General features: G+C 70.4%; 15 protein-coding genes. 5 read left to right on the top strand and 10 right to left on the bottom strand.

The window, feature by feature from the left end; genetic code table 11:
• The 4 genes from kdpB to ACWCQM_RS28680 form a co-directional block, all read right to left on the bottom strand.
• The gene (kdpB, locus tag ACWCQM_RS28695; RefSeq protein WP_450918005.1) at positions 1-2,094 is read right to left on the bottom strand and encodes a potassium-transporting ATPase subunit KdpB; all 2,094 of its coding nucleotides are present in this window, start codon (positions 2,092-2,094) and stop codon (positions 1-3) included.
• Entirely contained in the window at positions 2,091-3,755 is a 1,665-nt protein-coding gene (gene kdpA / locus ACWCQM_RS28690; RefSeq protein WP_450918004.1) for a potassium-transporting ATPase subunit KdpA, read from the bottom strand. Before kdpA ends, kdpB begins: the two co-directional genes overlap by 4 nt.
• An 8-nt stretch (positions 3,756-3,763) precedes the next feature.
• Entirely contained in the window at positions 3,764-3,853 is a 90-nt protein-coding gene (kdpF, locus tag ACWCQM_RS28685) for a K(+)-transporting ATPase subunit F (RefSeq protein WP_033304754.1), read from the bottom strand.
• A 437-nt stretch (positions 3,854-4,290) separates the two neighbouring features.
• A complete protein-coding gene (locus ACWCQM_RS28680) occupies positions 4,291-5,142 on the bottom strand; it encodes a class I SAM-dependent methyltransferase (protein WP_450918003.1) in 852 nt (283 codons plus the stop codon).
• A 189-nt stretch (positions 5,143-5,331) separates the two neighbouring features.
• Here ACWCQM_RS28680 and ACWCQM_RS28675 point away from each other — a divergent pair, with 189 nt between their 5' ends.
• From ACWCQM_RS28675 to ACWCQM_RS28665, 3 genes are all read left to right on the top strand, one after another.
• Positions 5,332-5,901: a TetR/AcrR family transcriptional regulator gene (locus ACWCQM_RS28675; protein WP_450918002.1), complete on the top strand. Its 570-nt coding sequence runs from the start codon at positions 5,332-5,334 to the stop codon at positions 5,899-5,901.
• A 53-nt stretch (positions 5,902-5,954) separates the two neighbouring features.
• Positions 5,955-7,157, top strand: coding sequence for a GDSL-type esterase/lipase family protein (locus ACWCQM_RS28670; RefSeq protein WP_450918001.1), 1,203 nt, complete (start codon positions 5,955-5,957; stop codon positions 7,155-7,157).
• 265 nt (positions 7,158-7,422) lie between these two features.
• The gene (locus ACWCQM_RS28665) at positions 7,423-8,712 is read left to right on the top strand and encodes an MFS transporter (RefSeq protein ID WP_450918000.1); all 1,290 of its coding nucleotides are present in this window, start codon (positions 7,423-7,425) and stop codon (positions 8,710-8,712) included.
• Here ACWCQM_RS28665 and ACWCQM_RS28660 read toward each other — a convergent pair.
• Genes ACWCQM_RS28660 through ACWCQM_RS28650 form a run of 3 tightly spaced genes read right to left on the bottom strand, consistent with a single transcriptional unit; the run spans position 8,699 to position 11,906 of the window.
• Positions 8,699-10,051 (bottom strand): ABC transporter substrate-binding protein, encoded by a 1,353-nt coding sequence (locus ACWCQM_RS28660; RefSeq protein WP_450917999.1) that lies wholly within the window; start codon positions 10,049-10,051, stop codon positions 8,699-8,701. The two genes, ACWCQM_RS28665 and ACWCQM_RS28660, sit on opposite strands and share 14 nt — an antisense overlap.
• A gap of 26 nt (positions 10,052-10,077) precedes the next feature.
• Positions 10,078-10,953, bottom strand: a complete 876-nt coding sequence (locus ACWCQM_RS28655) for a carbohydrate ABC transporter permease (RefSeq protein ID WP_450917998.1) — start codon at positions 10,951-10,953, stop codon at positions 10,078-10,080.
• Positions 10,950-11,906 (bottom strand): carbohydrate ABC transporter permease, encoded by a 957-nt coding sequence (locus tag ACWCQM_RS28650; RefSeq protein ID WP_450917997.1) that lies wholly within the window; start codon positions 11,904-11,906, stop codon positions 10,950-10,952. Before ACWCQM_RS28650 ends, ACWCQM_RS28655 begins: the two co-directional genes overlap by 4 nt.
• A 256-nt stretch (positions 11,907-12,162) precedes the next feature.
• Here ACWCQM_RS28650 and ACWCQM_RS28645 point away from each other — a divergent pair, with 256 nt between their 5' ends.
• Positions 12,163-13,617 carry a GMC oxidoreductase gene (locus tag ACWCQM_RS28645; RefSeq protein WP_450917996.1) on the top strand — a complete coding sequence of 485 codons (1,455 nt, stop codon included), beginning with the start codon at positions 12,163-12,165 and terminating at the stop codon, positions 13,615-13,617.
• A 19-nt stretch (positions 13,618-13,636) separates the two neighbouring features.
• Positions 13,637-14,551 carry a sugar phosphate isomerase/epimerase family protein gene (locus tag ACWCQM_RS28640; protein WP_450917995.1) on the top strand — a complete coding sequence of 305 codons (915 nt, stop codon included), beginning with the start codon at positions 13,637-13,639 and terminating at the stop codon, positions 14,549-14,551.
• A 222-nt stretch (positions 14,552-14,773) separates the two neighbouring features.
• Here the strand turns inward: ACWCQM_RS28640 and ACWCQM_RS28635 are convergent, their stop codons facing one another.
• From ACWCQM_RS28635 to ACWCQM_RS28625, 3 genes are read right to left on the bottom strand one after another with little or no spacing between them, the layout of a single operon-like run.
• Positions 14,774-15,994, bottom strand: a complete 1,221-nt coding sequence (locus tag ACWCQM_RS28635; protein ID WP_450917994.1) for an ROK family protein — start codon at positions 15,992-15,994, stop codon at positions 14,774-14,776.
• A gap of 22 nt (positions 15,995-16,016) precedes the next feature.
• Entirely contained in the window at positions 16,017-16,997 is a 981-nt protein-coding gene (locus ACWCQM_RS28630; protein ID WP_450917993.1) for a sugar phosphate isomerase/epimerase family protein, read from the bottom strand.
• Between the two features lie 5 nt (positions 16,998-17,002).
• On the bottom strand, positions 17,003-18,127 hold the full coding sequence (locus ACWCQM_RS28625; RefSeq protein ID WP_450917992.1) for a Gfo/Idh/MocA family protein: 1,125 nt from the start codon (positions 18,125-18,127) through the stop codon (positions 17,003-17,005).
• Positions 18,128-18,171: the final 44 nt, after the last annotated feature.

Genomic DNA, 18,171 nt, shown 5'->3' with positions numbered 1-18,171 from the left:
TCAGGTGAGCCCGGGAATGAGGGAGATGAGCAGATCGATGATCTTGATGCCGATGAACGGGGCGATCAGGCCGCCGAGTCCGTAGATCCCGAGATTGCGGCGGAGCATCCTGTCGGCGCTGGTCGGCCGGTAGCGGACACCCTTGAGGGCGAGCGGTACGAGGGCGATGATGATCAGCGCGTTGAAGATGACGGCCGACAGGATCGCGGACTCCGGTGACGCGAGACCCATCACGTTGAGCTTGTCCAGACCGGGGTAGACCACCGCGAACATCGCCGGGATGATGGCGAAGTACTTCGCGACGTCGTTGGCGATGGAGAAGGTGGTCAGGGCGCCCCGGGTGATGAGGAGCTGCTTGCCGATCTCGACGATCTCGATGAGCTTCGTGGGGTTGGAGTCCAGGTCCACCATGTTCCCGGCCTCCTTCGCGGCCGAGGTGCCGGTGTTCATGGCCACGCCGACGTCGGCCTGGGCGAGCGCGGGGGCGTCGTTGGTGCCGTCACCCGTCATCGCGACGAGCTTGCCGCCGGCCTGCTCCCGCTTGATGAGGGCCATCTTGTCCTCAGGGGTGGCCTCGGCGAGGAAGTCGTCGACACCCGCCTCTTCGGCGATCGCCTTTGCGGTCAGCGGGTTGTCACCCGTGATCATGACGGTTCTGATGCCCATCCGGCGCAGTTCGTCGAACCGCTCGCGCATGCCCTCCTTGACGACGTCCTTGAGGTGGACGACACCCAGGATGCGGGCGCCCTTGGAGTCCTCGACGGCGACCAGCAGCGGTGTGCCGCCGGCCTGGGAGATCCGGTCGGCGAGCGTACCGGCGTCATCGGCGACCTGGCCGCCCCGCTCCCTCACCCACGCGATCACCGAACCGGACGCGCCCTTGCGGGCCTTCTGACCGTCCAGGTCCACCCCCGACATACGGGTCTGGGCCGTGAAGGCGACCCAGGTCGCGTCGGCGAGCTCGCCCTGATGGCGTTCGCGCAGGCCGTACTCCTCCTTCGCGAGCACCACGATCGAGCGGCCCTCGGGTGTCTCGTCGGCCAGCGACGACAGCTGCGCGGCGTCGGCCAGTTCGGCCTCGGTCGCTCCCCGTACGGGGATGAACGCGGCGGCCTGGCGGTTTCCGAGCGTGATCGTGCCGGTCTTGTCGAGCAGCAGCGTCGAGACGTCCCCCGCCGCCTCCACCGCGCGGCCGGACATCGCCAGCACGTTGCGCTGCACGAGCCGGTCCATGCCCGCGATGCCGATCGCGGAGAGGAGCGCCCCGATGGTCGTCGGGATCAGGCAGACCAGCAGTGCGGTGAGCACGATCATCGACTGCCGGGCACCGGCGTAGACCGCGAACGGCTGGAGCGTCACGACGGCGAGCAGGAAGACGATGGTCAGCGATGCCAGCAGGATGTTGAGCGCGATCTCGTTGGGGGTCTTCTGCCGTGCCGCGCCCTCGACAAGGGCGATCATCCGGTCGATGAAGGTCTCGCCCGGCTTGGTGGTGATCCTGACGACGATCCGGTCGGACAGCACCTTCGTACCGCCGGTGACGGCACTGCGGTCGCCGCCCGACTCCCGGATGACCGGGGCGGACTCGCCCGTGATGGCTGACTCGTCCACGGACGCGACGCCCTCGACCACGTCGCCGTCGCCGGGGATGATGTCGCCGGCCTCGCAGACGACCAGATCGCCGATACGCAGCTCGGTGCCGGGCACCTCCACCTCGGTTCCGCCCTCGAGACGGCGGGCGAGGGTGTCGGTCTTGGCCTTGCGCAGGGTGTCGGCCTGGGCCTTGCCGCGGCCCTCCGCGACGGCCTCGGCGAGGTTGGCGAAGAGGGTGGTCAGCCACAGCCAGGCAGTGATGGCCCAGCCGAACCAGTCGCCCGGATCCCGGAGCGCCAGCAGGGTGGTGACCACGGAGCCGACGAGCACCACGAACATGACGGGGGACTTGACCATGACGCGCGGATCGAGCTTCCGTGCCGCGTCCGGAAGGGACTTGAGCAGCTGCTTCGGGTCGAAGAGCCCCCCGCCGACCTGGCCTGACGCGCCGGCGCCGGACAGGTCTTCGTGCGGGGCACGGGTGGGGGTGAGACTGCTCATGAGGCGAGTCCTTCGGCGAGCGGACCCAGCGCCAGGGCCGGGAAGTAGGTCAGTCCGGTGATGATGAGGATCGTGCCGACGAGCAGGCCCGCGTAGAGCGGCTTGTCGGTCCGCAGGGTGCCCGCGGTGGACGGCACGGGACGCTGCTCGGCGAGCGATCCGGCCAGCGCGAGGACGAACACCATCGGCAGGAAGCGGCCGAGCAGCATCGCGATGCCGATGGTGGTGTTGAACCACTGGGTGTCGGCGTTGAGGCCGGCGAAGGCGGAGCCGTTGTTGTTGGCGCCGGAGGTGTAGGCGTAGAGGATCTCGGAGAATCCGTGCGCGCCGCTGTTGGTCATCGAGTGGGGCGGAGTGGGCAGTGCCATCGCCACCGCGGTGAAGCAGAGCACCAGGGCGGGGGTGATGAGGATGTAGCACGCCGCGAGCTTGATCTGACGGGTGCCGATCTTCTTGCCGAGGTACTCGGGCGTACGGCCGACCATCAGACCCGCGATGAAGACCGCGATGATCGCCATGATCAGCATGCCGTAGAGCCCAGAACCGACGCCGCCCGGCGCGATCTCGCCCAACTGCATGCCCAGCATGGTGATGCCGCCGCCGAGCCCGGTGTACGAGGAGTGGAAGGAGTTGACGGCACCGGTCGACGTCAGGGTGGTCGCCACGGCGAAGATCGACGATCCGCCGATGCCGAAGCGGCTCTCCTTGCCCTCCATCGCACCGCCGGCGATCTCCAGCGCCGGGCCGTGGTGGGCGAACTCGGTCCACATCATCAGGGCCGTGAACCCGATCCAGATGGTGGCCATCGTGGCCAGAATCGTGTAGCCCTGCCGCAGGCTGCCGACCATGCGGCCGAACGTCCGGGTCAGCGCGAACGGGATCAGCAGGATCAGGAAGATCTCGAAGAGGTTGGAGAACGGGGTCGGGTTCTCGAAGGGGTGGGCGGAGTTGGCATTGAAGTAGCCGCCGCCGTTCGTCCCCAGCTCCTTGATGACCTCCTGCGAGGCGACCGCGCCGCCGTTCCACTGCTGGCTGCCGCCCATGAACTGTCCGACCTCGTGGATGCCGGAGAAGTTCTGGATGACACCGCACGCCACCAGCACGATGGCGCCGATCACCGCGATCGGCAGCAGGATGCGCAGGGTGCCGCGCACCAGGTCCGTCCAGAAGTTGCCCAGCTCGCCGGTGCGGGAGCGCGCGAACCCGCGGACGAGGGCCACGGCCACGGCCATGCCGACGGCGGCCGAGACGAAGTTCTGCACCGCGAGGCCGCCGGTCTGCACGACGTGACCCATGGCCTGCTCGCCGTAGTACGACTGCCAGTTGGTGTTTGCCACGAAGGAGGCGGCCGTGTTGAACGCCTGGTCCGGGTCGATCGACACGAAACCGAGCGAACCGGGCAGGACGCCCTGGAGCCGCTGCAGGCCGTAGAGGAAGAGAACGCTCACCGCGGAGAAAGCGAGAACGCCACGCAGATAAGCGGGCCAGTGCATCGCGGCCGAAGGGTTGGCGCCGATGGCGCGGTAAATCCACTTCTCCGGCCGGTAATGCTTTTCGGAGGAGTAGACCCGGGCCATGTAGTCACCGAGCGGACGGTATGCCAGTGCGAGCGCGGCGATCAGCGCCAGCAACTGAAGCACACCCGCTGTTACGGGGCTCATATCGGTGCTCAGAACCTCTCCGGGTACACAAGTGCGAGGACGAGGTAGACCAGCAGGGAGACGGCCACGACCAGGCCGGCGATGTTCTCGGCGGTCACAGCTTCGTCACCCCCCTCGCGATGAGAGCCACCAGTGCGAAAACCGCGATCGTGGTGGCTACGAAGGCCAGATCGGCCATCGTGAGCTCCTGTGTGAAGTGAATGAGATGGAGTCGGCCGGTGCGGCCGATCAAAAGCAAACCGCAGGCTCGGTCACGTGTTCAGCGCTTTTGACGTCCTCCATACGGGGGTGGCGGACTTCTTGACGCGGTCCGTACGCGGAGATGGTGCGGTCTCTGTCGGTCCGGAATACGAAGAGTGACGGCGGGAATGCGCTACCGGTATTCCGCCGTCACTCTTTGTATCCCGCTCGTATCCGCGAGCGGACCCTTTGCCCGACATGTTTTCGGCGCCATCCTGGCTTTCGGTGTCCCGGCCGGGGAAATCGTCCGGGGATTCCGGGCGTGCGCGTCCCCGCACGTTCGCCGGGCTGCCGCTCACCGGCCGGGAGGGCCGTCGTTCCCCCAGACGAACACCTCGGTGCCCGGCGCGCGTTCGGAGAACAGGCCACAGGGCGAGGCCTCCCGCAGGAGCCGCCGCAGATCCTCCTCGAACGCGTCCTGCCGCGCGCCGAACAGATGCGGTGCCGAGGAGGACAGCGAGAAGACGTAGGCGACGACGTCGTCGTGCGTACGCTCCAGCGCCTGGCCGGCTGGGACGACGAGGCGGCGGGGGCCGGTGAACCCCGCGCCCGCGAGGACCTCCGCCTCGCCCCCTCGGGTCCCCTGGGGGAGCACTCCGCGGCCCGCGCGCCGTACCGGTCCCAGGAAACGCCTGACCGTCTCGTCGATCGCCGCGTACGGCACCGCCGGATACGGAAGCCCCTCGACGGACCGGACCTCCGACTTCAGATCCGAGATGTGCACCAGCGATCCGCCGGGCCGGAGCATCTGCCTGAAGGTGCCCGCCACGAGCTCCTGGTCCATCCAGTGGAAGGACTGGCCGAAGACGGCGACGTCGAACACCCCCAGGCCCGCGGGCAGCTCCTCCGCACGGGCGCGCACCCAGCGTGTTCTCCCCGCCAGGCCCGCCAGGCCCGCCGCCTGCGCCGCCTCGGTGAGCATCCCGGGGTCCGGGTCCACCCCGACGACGTCATCGAACAGACGCGCCAGTTCCAGAGCCAGGATGCCCGGCCCGCACCCCACGTCGATCAGGCGTCCTCGTCCACCGGAAGGCAGGGCGTCGGCGAGGGCGTCCGCCAGGCCGGGGGCGTACGGCAGCCTCCCGCGCCGGTAGTAGGCCGCCGTGCCGGAGAACAGCGAGTCGTCCCACTGCCGGTCGGCGCCCATGTGCCCCACCGCCTCAGTCTCTCGCCATGGTCTCCGCCCGCGAGGCGTCACCTTACGGGTGCGACCGCTGCGGAATCGGATGTGCGCAGTCCGCCGCGCCGGGCAGGCGCTCGTACTTAATACCTCTGGCAGTTTGCCTAATGCTCTTAGGTAAATGCATAATGGAAACAGCCGGAGGGGATGATGGGCATGGCACGAGTGGGACTGACCGCGGAGCGCCTCACGCGGGCCGGAGCGGAACTCGCCGACGAGGTCGGCTTCGACAAGGTGACCGTCGCGGCACTCGCCCGGCAGTTCGGTGTGAAGGACGCGAGCCTCTACTCGCACGTGAAGAGCTCACAGGACCTCAAGACGAGGATCGCCCTGCTGGCTCTGGCGGAGCTCGCCGACCGAGTGGCGGCAGCGCTGGCCGGGCGCGCGGGCAAGGACGCCCTGGAGGCGTTCGCCAACGCCTACCGCGACTACGCCAGGGAGCACCCCGGCCGCTACGCCGCGGCACAGCTCAGGCTGACCCCGGAGGCCGCGGCGGCCAGTGCCGGCGCGCGGCACTCCCAGATGACACGGGCGATCCTGCGCGGCTACGACCTCACCGAACCGGACCAGACACACGCCGTCCGGCTGCTGGGCAGTGTCTTTCACGGCTACATCAGCCTGGAGAGGGGCGGCAGCTTCAGCCACAGCGCCCCCGGCACTGACGAGACCTGGTCACGGGTGCTGGACGCGCTCGACGCCCTCCTGCGGAACTGGCCCGCGCCCTGACCCGGCCCCCTCACGGCACGACAGGCCACCCGGAACAGAACAGGCAGCGGAACATGACCACCCACCCCGAGCTGATGACCACGCCCCTCACCGAGAAGCTCCTGCGGGGCGCCCTCGACCTGGAGCGGACCGAGCACGGCCTGCTGCCGCACCGGCTGCCCGCGCGGGCCCGCGCCCAGTACACCGACGGCCAGCTGGCCATGGCGGAGGCCCAGCCCTCCGGCGTACGGATAGCCCTGCGCACCCGGGCCACCGTCGTGGAGCTCGACACCCTGCCCACCCGGCGGGTGTACGCGGGCGCGCCGCCCCGCCCCGACGGGATCTACGACCTGCTGGTCGACGGCCGCCTCGCGGGCCGGGCCACCGCGACCGGAGGCAGGACCCTGACCGTCGACATGGCCACCGGCTCCGCCGAGGTCCGGGAGGGCCCCGTCGGCACCCTGCGCTTCGACGGTCTCTCCGCCGAGCCGAAGGACGTCGAGATCTGGCTGCCCCACAACGAGGCCACCGAGCTGGTCGCCCTGCGCACCGACGCCCCCGTGGAGCCGCTGCCGGACCGCGGCCGGCCGGTCTGGCTGCACCACGGCAGTTCGATCAGCCACGGTTCGGACGCCGCGAGCCCGACGACGACCTGGCCCGCGCTGGCAGCCGCGCTCGGCGGTGTGGAGCTGGTCAACCTCGGCTTCGGCGGCAGCGCGCTGCTCGACCCGTTCACCGCCCGCGCGTTGCGCGACACCCCCGCCGACCGGATCAGCGTGAAGATCGGCATCAACCTGGTCAACACCGACCTGATGCGTCTGCGCGCCTTCACCCCGGCCGTCCACGGCTTCCTCGACACGATCCGCGAGGGCCACCCCCGCACCCCGCTGCTGGTCATCTCGCCCGTCCTCTGCCCCATCCACGAGGACACCCCGGGGCCCAGCGCCCCGGACCTCAGCGGCCTGGGCGAAGGACGGCTGCGCTTCCGCGCGACGGGCGACCCCGCCGAGACCGCCACGGGGAAGCTCACCCTGGGCATCATCCGGGACGAGCTCGCCCGCGTCGTCGAGCAGCGCGCGGCCGAGGACCCGAACCTGCACTACCTGGACGGCCGCGCGCTCTACGGCGAGGAGGACTCCGCCGAACTCCCGCTGCCGGACGGACTCCACCCCGACGCCGCCACACACTGCCGCATCGGCGAACGCTTCGCCGACCTGGCGTTCCGCGCCACCGGGCCACTCGCGGTGGCGGGACACCGCGCGGGGCCCCGAGGCTGACACCGGGCGGGCGAGGGACCGACGGTGCCACGTGGCCCGTGGCACCGAAACGGCTTTCGCGCACGGCACTTGGGCGCGTACGGTCGGAGCGCAGACCGACCCACGAGGAGCTGAGGCATGCCCGGTCGTCCCAGCGCGCGTTGACGTCGCAGGCCCTCACAGGCCCGTCATCGCGTGCTGCCCCTGATACGCGGCACAGCGATCCTTCCCGCCCCGGAGCTGTCGACGGGGCGGGCTTCGTTTCCCTGCGCCCCGAGGGGTCCTCGTGTCACCAGCTTCCTCCGCCGTGTCCGGTCCCGGCCGTCCCGCTCCGCCGGGCCTGTGGCGGGACCGCGACTTCCGCAGGCTCTGGGCGGGCCAGACCGCCTCCCAACTCGGCGAGCACACCGCCCTGGTGGTCCTGCCGCTGTACGCCGTACTGACACTCGGCGCGGGTGCCGGGCAGGTCGGCGCCCTCCGCGCGGCGGGGCAGGTGCCGGTCCTGCTGCTCGCGCTGCTCGCCGGTGCGTGGGTGGACGGATGGCGGACCCGCACCGTGATGGTGCTGACGGACACCGGCCGCGCCCTGGTGCTCGCCGGAGTGGCGGCAGCCGGCTTCCTGGGTGTGCTGGGTCTGCCGGTGCTGTTCGCCGCAGCTCTGCTGGCCGGGGCCCTGTCCGTCTTCTTCGACGTGGCATATCAGGCCTCACTCGTACGCCTGGTGCACCGCGACCAGCTGCTGAGAGGCAACAGCGCGCTCGAAGGCAGCCGCTCGGCGGCGCAGTTCGGCGGTCCCGCCCTGGGGGGCGCGGCGGTGTCGTTCCTGTCGGCGACGGCGGGGGCCGCCGCCGCGGCGGCGTTCTTCGCCGTGTCCTTCCTCTCGATCAGGGGCGTACGCCGCGACGAGGCCGTCCCTGTGCGCCCGGCACGGCCTCTCCGTGTGCGGCGGCGCATCAAGGAAGGGCTCGTCCTCGTCGCCGCCGACGCCTCGCTGCGCGCCGTGGGCCTCGCATCGGCCGCCTTCCAGTTCTTCCTCGCCGCCACGATGACGGTCTATCTGCTCTTCCTGCCGCGCGAACTGAACCTGTCCGGCGCCGCCGCGGGTCTGGCGCTCGCCGCGACGGGGCCGGGCGCGCTGGCCGGCTCGCTGCTCGCCGCCCGGCTCCCCGCCCGGCTCGGGTTCGGACCCGTGATGGTGGCCGCAGCCCTGGCCGGCGACGCGGTGATGCTGTGCGTGCCGGCGCTGCGCGGATCATCCGCCGTCACCCTCGGCGTCCTGATCGCCGTCAACTTCGTGTTCGGGGCCTCCGGCCAGCTGGTGAACGTGACGGTCATGGCGGTCCGGCAGGCACTCACCCCCGACGGTATGCAGGGCCGGGTGGCCGCGACGATCAACTTCGCCGGACTGGGCCTCGCCCCGCTCGGCTCGCTGCTCGGCGGACAGCTCGCGCACGAGTGGGGGCTGCGCGGCGGCCTCCTGGTGGCGGCGTCCGGGATGCTTCTCTCCCCGGTGCTGATGGCCCTGTCCCCGCTGGCCCGCACCGGCCGGACGCTCCCTGCGGTCAGCGGACCGTGAAGCCCTGCTCCTTCCCGTAGCCGACGATGTCGCGTTCCCATGCCTGGAGACCTTCCCGCAGGGTGGTGGTGCGGGCGAACGCCTGACCCACCGTGTCGCTGAACACGCTGTTGGCGTACGGCTCGAAGGGGAGGTACTGCCAGCCGGGGCGCACCGACGCGGTCGCCTCGGCGTACACCTTGTTGGCACGCTGGCCGCCGAGATACGGGTCCTTCCTCTCCAGCCAGGCTGCCGAGGCGAGGACCTGCTCCGCCGCCGGCACCTGTCCGGCCTTCACCCAGATGTCGGCCGCCGCCTCGCCTGTCGTCATCCACTGGACGAAACCGGCCGCCGCGGCCTTGCTGTCGCTGCCCGCGGGCACGGTCAGGCCCGAACCCGCGCTGAGCGAGCCGGCGTTCGCGCCCGCCGTGTACTGCGGGATGCGCGCGACCCGCCATTTCCCGGACGCGGTCGGGACGTGCGAGGCGAGCGCGGAGCCGCCCCAGGCGCCGGCGATCCAGGTCGCGTAGGTGCCGTCCGCCATGCCGCGGCGCCATTCGTTGGACCACTGCGCGACTTTGTTGTCGATGACACCTTTATGGAGCAGGCCGCCCCACATCTCCGCGTAGGCGCTGGTGCCGCTGTCCGAGAGGTCGACGGACAACTCGTCGCCCGAGGAGGAGAACGGCTGCCCGCCCGCCTGCCAGATCATAGCCGCGGCGCCGTTCCCGTCGCCCGCGTCCGCGGTGATGTACCTCGCGGGGTCGGCCGTGTGGAGCTTCTCGGCGGCCCGGGTGTACTCGGCCCAGGTCGTCGGTACCTCGATGCCGAACTTCTCGAAGACGTCCGGGCGGTAGTAGAGGACCAGCGGACCGGAGTCCAGCGGCACGCCGTACACGCCGCCGCGCGTCTCGACCTGGGACCACACCTGGTCGCTGAAGCTGCCCGACAGTTCTTCCTCGGCGTACGGCCGGAGGTCGGTCAGGGAATTCTGCAGGGCGAACTGAGGCATCGCCAGGTATTCCATGTACACCACGTCCGGAATTCCTGAACCGGCCTTCATGGCGTTCTGCAGCTTGGTGTAGGCGACATCGCTGCCCCCTACGTTCGTCACCTTGACGGTGATGTCCGGATATTCCTTCTCGAACGCCTTCGCCATCTCGGCCGCCTGCGGCGACCACGACCAGAAGTCGATCGTCGTTCTTGTGTGCAGAGCCTTGTGGACGTCGGCCTGTGTGCCGTCGAAAACGGTGTCCTTCGGCTGCGGGGCGCATCCCGTCAGCACCATGCCGATGACCGTCGCGAGGACGAGAGCCGGTTTCCATGGACGAAGTGGCGCCGTGAAGCTGTTGATCCCCATCGCATTCCCTTCGGGTCGAGCGCCTGCTATTCCTTCACGCTGCCCGCCACCAGCCCCGACTCCCAGTAACGCTGGAGGAGGAGGAAGAGCACGATGGTGGGAATGACCGACAGCAGTGAGCCGGTGATGATGATGTTGTCGATCGGAAGCCCCGTCGCCGTGACGGCCTGCTGGTTCTGCATGCTCCAGTTGTTGAGACCCACCGTGAGCGGGAACCACTTGGACTCGTTGAGCATGATGAGCGGCAGGAAGTAGTTGTTCCACGACGTCACGAAGCTGAACAGCAGAACCGGTACGAGCGCGGGCATGAGGAGCCGAAGGGCGATCGAGCGGAAGATACGGAACTCACCCGCACCGTCGATCCTGGCGGCCTGGAGGATCTCCTCCGGGACCGCGTCCTGCGCGAAGAACCGGACCAGGTACAGCCCGAGCGGATTGACGAGGGAGGGGAGGATGACGGCCCAGGGCGTGTTCGTGATGCCTGCCTGGCTGAACATCAGGAACGTCGGCACCGCGAGGGCTGTCGCGGGGATGGCGATGGCGCCCAGCAGAGCGGGCAGGAAGAACCGCTTGGTGGGGAAGTCGAAGCGTGCCAGGCCGTAGCCGGCCAGCGTGGCAAGCACCGTGCCGCCTCCGGCCCCGACCACCACGTAGAGCAGGGTGTTGAGCAGCCAGCGCCCGAACTCGCCGTCGGCGTAGGCGAACGTCTGGGTGATGTTCTCCCAGAGGGAGAAGTCGCCGGAGAACCACAGCCCGAACGAGGTCAGGCGGCTCTCCTGGGTCTTGGTCGCGTTGATGACCAGCCAGGCGATGGGAATGAGCACGTAGGCCAGCAGGAGCACCATGATCGCTGTGAGGACGACCGACTTCTGCCGCCTGGGACGCAGTTGCTGGATTGTCATCGGGATTCCTCACCACGGCTGCCCGCACGCTGGATCAGATAGGCCACGACCATCGTCACGATGCCGAGCAGGATGGACACCGCCGCGGCGTAGTTGTACTGCTGGCCGGCGAACGACAAGTTGTAGGCATACATGTTGGGCGTGTAGGAGGACGAGATCGCATTGGGCGCGAGGCTCTTCAGGACGCTCGGTTCGTTGAAGAGCTGGAAGCTTCCGATGACCGAGAACACGACCGCCATGAGCAGTGAATTCCTCATGGCCGGGATCTTGATGTGCCGGATGATCCTGACCCATCCCGCGCCGTCCATCGAGGCCGCCTCGTAGCGTTCCTTGGGGACGATCTGGAGCGAGGAGTAAAGGATCAGCATGTTGAATCCGACGAACTCCCAGGTGGCGATGTTTCCGATGGCCACGATGACATAGCTGGACGACAGGGGATCGGGGAGTGAGATTCCCGCGTACTCGCTCAGGTTTCCGACGAGCCCGGACTTCGCCCCGTAGATGAATCCCCACATGAGCGCGGCCACCACCGCGGGAATCGCGTACGGAAGGAAGAGGACGATGCGGAAGACCGAGGAGAGGTAGAGACGGGCGCTGTCCAGCGCCAGAGCCGCTCCCATCGAGAGCAGCACCATCACGGGAACCTGCACCACGAGATAGCCCGCCACGCGGAACAGCGAGGCGGAGAAGTCCGGGTCGCCGAACGCCTTGGTGTAGTTGTCCAGACCGACGAAGAGCGTCCCGCCGATGAGCCGGTCCCTGAAGAGGCTCAGAACAACCGCGTACAGAACCGGGGCGACGATGACGATCAGAAAGACCAGCAGGAACGGGAGGACGAACCAGAACCCCGTCCAGGAGGACCGTTTCCTGTGCGGTACAGGGGTTTCGCGGGTGCCGGCGGCGTCGCTCCGCAGTGACGGCGCGCCGTCGGCCGATGTCACGAGCACTGGCATCGGCCCCCGCCCGTGCCGCTCCCCGGCAGGGGCGCCGTCTCCGTGTGGCCCCTCGTCCTCTCCACCAGCTCCACCCTCACGCAGTGCCTCCCTGACCGGATCAACTGTTCCGTGACCAGCACGTAGCTGGCTTGTAAATACTTTGTTGTCGGTGGCAACATGTCTAGCAGGCTGCGGATGCGCGGCGCAAGCATCGAGACAGATCCCTTACCGCGCCTCCTCCGGGAGGTGCGGTGCTTGAGGAAGGACCTGGTAAATGCCGCTCCATCACGTCGAGGTGTGGAACGACCTGTCCGACGCCGGCACGCTCACGGCGGACGTGGCGGTCATCGGTTCCGGCGCCGGGGGCGCCGCGGTCGCCGGTGAACTGAGCAGGGCGGGCCTGAGCACGGTCGTGCTCGAACCGGGCGACATTCCGCATCCGTACGGCTTCGGGGCGCATCTGCGCAACGCGTACCCCGTCGAGGAGGACCTCGGCACCGGCTTCGGACCGAGGGTGCTGGAAGCGCTCGTCCCCTACGCCCGTGCCGCCGCGACGCTGCCCGCACTCCGTGGCCAGCGCTTCGCGCACGCGGTCGGCGGGATGATGTCGTACTGGTCGCACGTCTGTGCCGTACCGGACCATGCCACGGAGGCCGAACCCTCGGTCCCGGAGGCCGAGATGCGCGCCCTGTGGGCCGAGGCCGCCCGGCTGCTGTGGTCCAACAGCACGGTGGGAGCCGCCGGGGTGCGCCAGAGGCACCTTCGGCGGCTGCTCGGCCAGGAGTTCACCGGGCTGCCCGAGGGACGGGGCGTCCAGCCGCTGCCGGTCGGGATGCGCGAGGACGCCTCGGGGCAGGCGCGGTATTCCGGCATCGATGCCCTGCTCGACGGCGGGCAGTCCACCGGCCCCGCCACCGTGGGCATCGTTCCGGGGTACGCGGCCCGTCAGGTGGTACTGACCGGCGGCCGTGCCACGGCCGTGCTCGCAGGGGCCGTGGCGGGCGGACGGGCCCTGAGGGTGGAGGCGGACGCGGTCGTCGTGGCGGCGGGGGCGCTCGGATCACCGGCGATCCTGCACGCCTCGGGAGTCCGGCCGCCGGCGCTCGGCCGCTACCTGACCGACCACTCGATGGTGAGCTCCCGGGTCAGGCTGAGCGCCGGCGTCCGTGAGGGCGCCACGGCCGACGACGCGTCCTTCGGCGTCTGGATCCCGTCGAGCGGCGAACGGCCCCTGCACACCCAGATCGTCCCCGGCTGGACCGAGGTCGCGGGTTTCGACCGGAGCGTGCCCGCACGGGAGACGGCGGACATCGGGCAGTTCGTCGCGGTGGACCCCGACCCGGACAACCGCCTCGTCTTCGGCGAAGGGAAGCCCGGCCCCTGGGGCCTGCCCTCGGTGAGCGCCCGATTCGAACTCGGCGCCGCCGACCGGGACCGGGTGCGTGCCGCCGTCGCCGACCATGTGCGGGTCGCCGACACCATCCGCGACACCTCCCACGGACTGGGCGTCTCCGTGGCCCCGCCCGGCGGAAGCCTGCACCTCATGGGCTCGACGCGGCTGGGGACGGAGGAGACCGGGGTGGCCGACGGCAACGGCAGAGTATGGGGCACCGACAACCTGTACGTCGCAGGAAACGGCGTGGTGAGCACCCGCACGACGAGCAACCCCACGCTCAACGTCGTGGCCCTCGCACTGCGCACGGCACGGGCCGTGGCGCAGGGCCGCTGAGAGACCGGAAAGGTATTCGATGATCTCCGCAGGGCGGCATCCCGTCGCGGTCAACCCGCTCCACTTCATGGCCACCGAGGACGGCTGGTTCGACTTCGGCGACCCGCCGCCCGAGGAGGAGATCCTCGACGCCGTCGCCGGGGCGGGCTTCGGCGCCGTGCAGACCGCCCCGGCCGCCGGTGTCCCGGCGGCGGTCCACCGCCGGCGCCTCGCCGCGGCCGGTCTCCGGCCGGGTCCCGGTTACGCCGCCCTCACCTGGAGCCCCGGAGCCCGTCCGCGCGTGGCCGAGGCCGACCGGGTGCGGGCCCTTGCGCACGACCTGGCCGCCTGCGGCTGCACCCTCGCCTTCATGGGACTCGACGTGGACCCGGACGGGGAACGCATGCGGCACCCGGCCCGCGGGTGGCAGGTCCGGGACGCCGGACTGGAGGAGATCGCCGACTTCGTGGGCGAGGCGGCGGCGGCCATGCGGGCGGAGGGAGTCGTCGCGGCGCTCCATCCCCATGTCGGGACCTGGATCGAGTCACCGCAGGAGGCCACGGCGGTACTCGAACGCGCCGGCGACGCGCTGGCCTTCGGCCCCGACACGGGACATCTGGCCTGGGCCGGGGCCGATCTCCCCGCCCTGCTGCACCGGCACCGCGCACGGGTTGCGGGACTGCACGTGAAAGACCTCTCGCGCGCGGTCGCCGAGGCGGCGCACGCCGAGGGGCTCGACTACAGGGCCACGGTGGCGCGCGGCCTGTGGAGGGAACCGGGCGACGGCGACCTGGAGCTGACCGGACTGGTGGCGGGCCTGGGGGCCGACGACGACTGCTGGATCGTGATCGAGGTGGACCACTCGAGCCTCGACCCCCGCACGAGCCTCGCCAGGTCCGCCGCCTGGGTCCGGGGCCTCGACGCCGTACTGACCGGCGGATCGGTGACGAGCTGACGCTTGCGGGGCCCCGGGCGAGCGGCCCGCGCGGCCCGGCCCGTTCACACGAGCCGGGCCGCTCAGGAGTCCGAACCCGCCGCGCGGTCCGGCCCGGCTCGGGCACGGGGACCGCTCGCGTGAACCCGCCCGGCACAGGGACCGCTCGCGCGGACCGGCACGTCCATGTGCACCCGCGCTCGGGCCGCTCACCGCAATTCCGTCGCGCGTGGAGCCGCTCGCTCAGGCGTCCGGCCCGCCCACGCGGACCGGACGGTTGGCGACCGGGTCCGTCAGCAGGTCGGAGAACGCCAGTTCCGCCGTGCCGATGATCAGCTGGTCCGCGCCGAGCTCCGTCGTCGCGACGAGCAGCGACTCCCTGTTCGCCCTGATCGCGTCGCCGCCCAGCTCCATGCCCTCGGGCCGGTTCCGGTACAGCGGGGCGAGGAAGCCGCCCAGCACGACCACTGCGGGGTTGAAGACGTTCACCGCCGTCCGCACCGCGATCCCGAGCAGCTCCAGATCCTCCCGTACGAGCGCCAGCACCTCGGGGTCCTCGGTGTCCGCCAGTGCCTCGTCGAGCCGGCCGGCCTGGTGGGGGCCGAGGCCGAGTGCGTCGAGCAGCTCGTGCTGGAGCACCTCCGCCTCCAGGCAGCCCCGGGCCCCGCAGGGGCAGGTGCGGAGCCGCCCGTGCACATGGAAGTGCCCGAGCTCCCCGGCGTAACCGGACGCCCCGGTGAGGATCCTGCCGTCGGAGATGACTCCGCCCCCGACACCGCTCGCCCCGCCGATGAAATAGACCAGGTCGTCCACGCCGCGACCCGCGCCGAACGCCGCCTCGCCGTACATGCCGAGCGTCGCCGCGTTCGCCGCCTTGACCGGGAGACCCGTCGCCTTCTCCAGCTCGACCGCCAGCGGCGCCTCGTGCCAGCCGAGCTGGGTGGCGTCACGTACCTGACCGTCGGCGAGCCGCACCTGGCCGGGGACCGCGACGGCGATCCCGGCGATGCCGAGGGTGCGGCCCGCGAGGAGCGCGCTGATCGCCGCAGCGCTGCGCGCCACGACCTCCTGGAGCGTCAGCGCGGCCGAGGTCTCCATCCGCCACCGCTCCCTGATCCGGCCGGCGAGACCCACCAGGCCGACGGTGATCGCGTCGACCTCGGGGTTCACGGTGATCGCTGCGATCTCGTCCGAGGGCGTGATCACGGGACTCGGCCTGCCCTTGCCCGGACCGGCCGGGGGAGCGCCCTCCTCCACCACCCCGAGCTGTACGAGCTCGGCCAGGCAGGCGCCCACGGTCGACCTGTTCAGTCCGGTGCGCCGGGTCAGCTCCGCCCGGGTCAGCCCGCCACTGCGGTGCACGATCTTCAGCAGCCGGGCGAGGTTGTTGCGCCGCAGGTCGTCCGCGGTGCCCCCGGCAGGCCTGCCCGCCCGCGCTGTCACCGGCTCCGCCGATGCGACCACAGTGCTGCCTTCCAGCCGGAGTTCAGGGCGTCGGCCACTGAAGCGAACGGATACGGGCCAGTGCGTCCTCGGCCCCGTAGGCGCGGTCCATCCCCATGTCCTCCCACTCGACGGAGATGGGGCCCGTGTAGCCGATGGCGTTGAGGGCGCGGAAGGCATCTTCCCACGGAACGTCACCATGGCCCACGGAGACGAAGTTCCACGCGCGCCTGGGATCGCCCCAGGGCAGATGCGACCCGAGCAGCCCTGAACGCCCGTCCCCGGGTGCGAGCCGGATGTCCTTGCAGTCCACGTGGCGGATGCGGTCGGCGAAGTCGGTCAGGAAGACGACCGGGTCCACGCCCTGCCACATCATGTGGCTCGGGTCCCAGTTGAAGCCGAACCCGGGCCGGTGGTCCAGGGCCTCGAGGGTGCGCCGTGCCGTCCAGTAGTCGAACGCGATCTCGCCGGGATGCGGCTCGTGCGCGAAGGAGACCCCCTCGTCCTCGAACACGTCGAGTACGGGGTTCCAGTGACGGGCGAAGTCCTCGTAGCCGGCCTCGATCACGTCGTCGGGGACACCGGGGAAGCCGACGGCGTAGGGCCAGACCGAGGAACCGGCGAAGCCGACCACCCTCTCCACGCCCAGCTTCCGCGCCACCCGGGCCGTGCGCTTCATCGCCTCGGCTGCCCGTGCCCTGATGCCCTCGGCGGTTCCGTCGCCCCAGATGTACGGGGGGAGCAGACCTTCGTGCCTGAAGTCGAAGGAAGGGGTACCGACGGCGTTGCCCGCCGCGTGGCTGGAGATGGCCCAGACGCCCAGTCCGTGCTGGTCGAGCAGGGCGCGGAAGCGGTCGAGGTAGCCGGGGTCCTCCTCGGCGCGCAGTACGTCGAGGTGGTTGCCGCAGTCGACCTCCAGACCGTCGTACCCCCACGCCGCCGCGTCCTTCGCGATCTCTTCGAGCGGCACGTCGTACCACTGGCCCGTGAAGAGGGTGACGGGCCGTCCCGCAGTCTTCGCCATCTGTCTCAGACCTCCTGAAGTGTGTGTGCCGTGCCGACCTCGACCCAGGCGCCGCTGGCCGCCGAGTCGACCACCGCCTGCGTGAGCCTGACCATCTCCAAGCCGTCCCGGAACGTCGGCAGCTCCGCGGGTTCGGCGCCGCGCACCGCAGCGTAGGTGTCGGACACGAAGGCGTTGAACGCGTCCTGGTAACCCATGGGATGGCCGCCGGGGAGCACGGAGAGACGTGCCGCTTCCGGCGACAGGTGCCGGGTGTCCCGGGGGACGGTCCGCTGGTCCGTACGGTCGGCGTACCAGAGAGTGTTGGGACTCTCCTGCTCGAAGAGCAGATTCGCCTCCAGGCCGGAAACCTCGACGAAGAGGTGGTTCTTCCTGCCCAGCGCCATCTGCGACACCATCAGCGTACCGATGGCGCCGCCCGCCGTCTCGACGGTGACCGCCGCGACGTCCTCCGTGGTCAGAGGGGTGCCGGCCGGCCCACGGCCGTGGACGGTACGGGTGGTGGCGACGACGCGCGTGATGCGCTCCCCGCTCACGAAGGACACCAGGTCGCCGAGGTGCGAGCCGATGTCGCCGAAGGCGCGGGAGGGCCCTGTCGCGGCGGGATCGGTCCACCAGCCGTCCTCGTCGTAGGCGAGACGCCACTCCTGGAGATACGCTCCGCGCACGCTCACCACCCTGCCGAGCGAGCCGGAGGCGACACGGGCGCGGGCCTCGACGGCCATCGGGTGATAGCGGTAGACGAAGGGGACGGTGGCCACGAGGCCGCGTTCGGCGGCCGTCGCGACCAGGTCGGCCGCGTCGGAGGGTGTCACCGCGAGAGGCTTCTCGCAGATCACGTGTTTGCCCGCCTCCAGCGCCGCGCGTGCGTAACGCGCGTGCGTGCCGTGCGGACTGCAGATGTGCACGATGCCGACGGCCCGGTCCTCGAGCATCTCGTCGACGGAGGCGTACGCGCGCTCGGCGCCCAGCGCCTTCGCCGCCCGTCTCGCCCGGTCGGGGCCGCTCGATGCGATGCCGTGCAGCACACCGCCCGCCGCCCGGACCGCCCGTGCATGGACGCCCGCGATGAACCCTCCGCCGATCATGCCGGCCTTGAGCGAGCTGGATCTGATGTCGGCTACCCACATGATCGACATCATGACATAGTTATGTTGTTAGGTCCAACAAAATG

Source organism: Streptomyces sp. NPDC002125 (genome assembly GCF_053593715.1).
The sequence above is the reverse complement of the archived record's forward strand: the minus strand, read 5'-3'. Positions and strand labels throughout refer to the sequence as shown.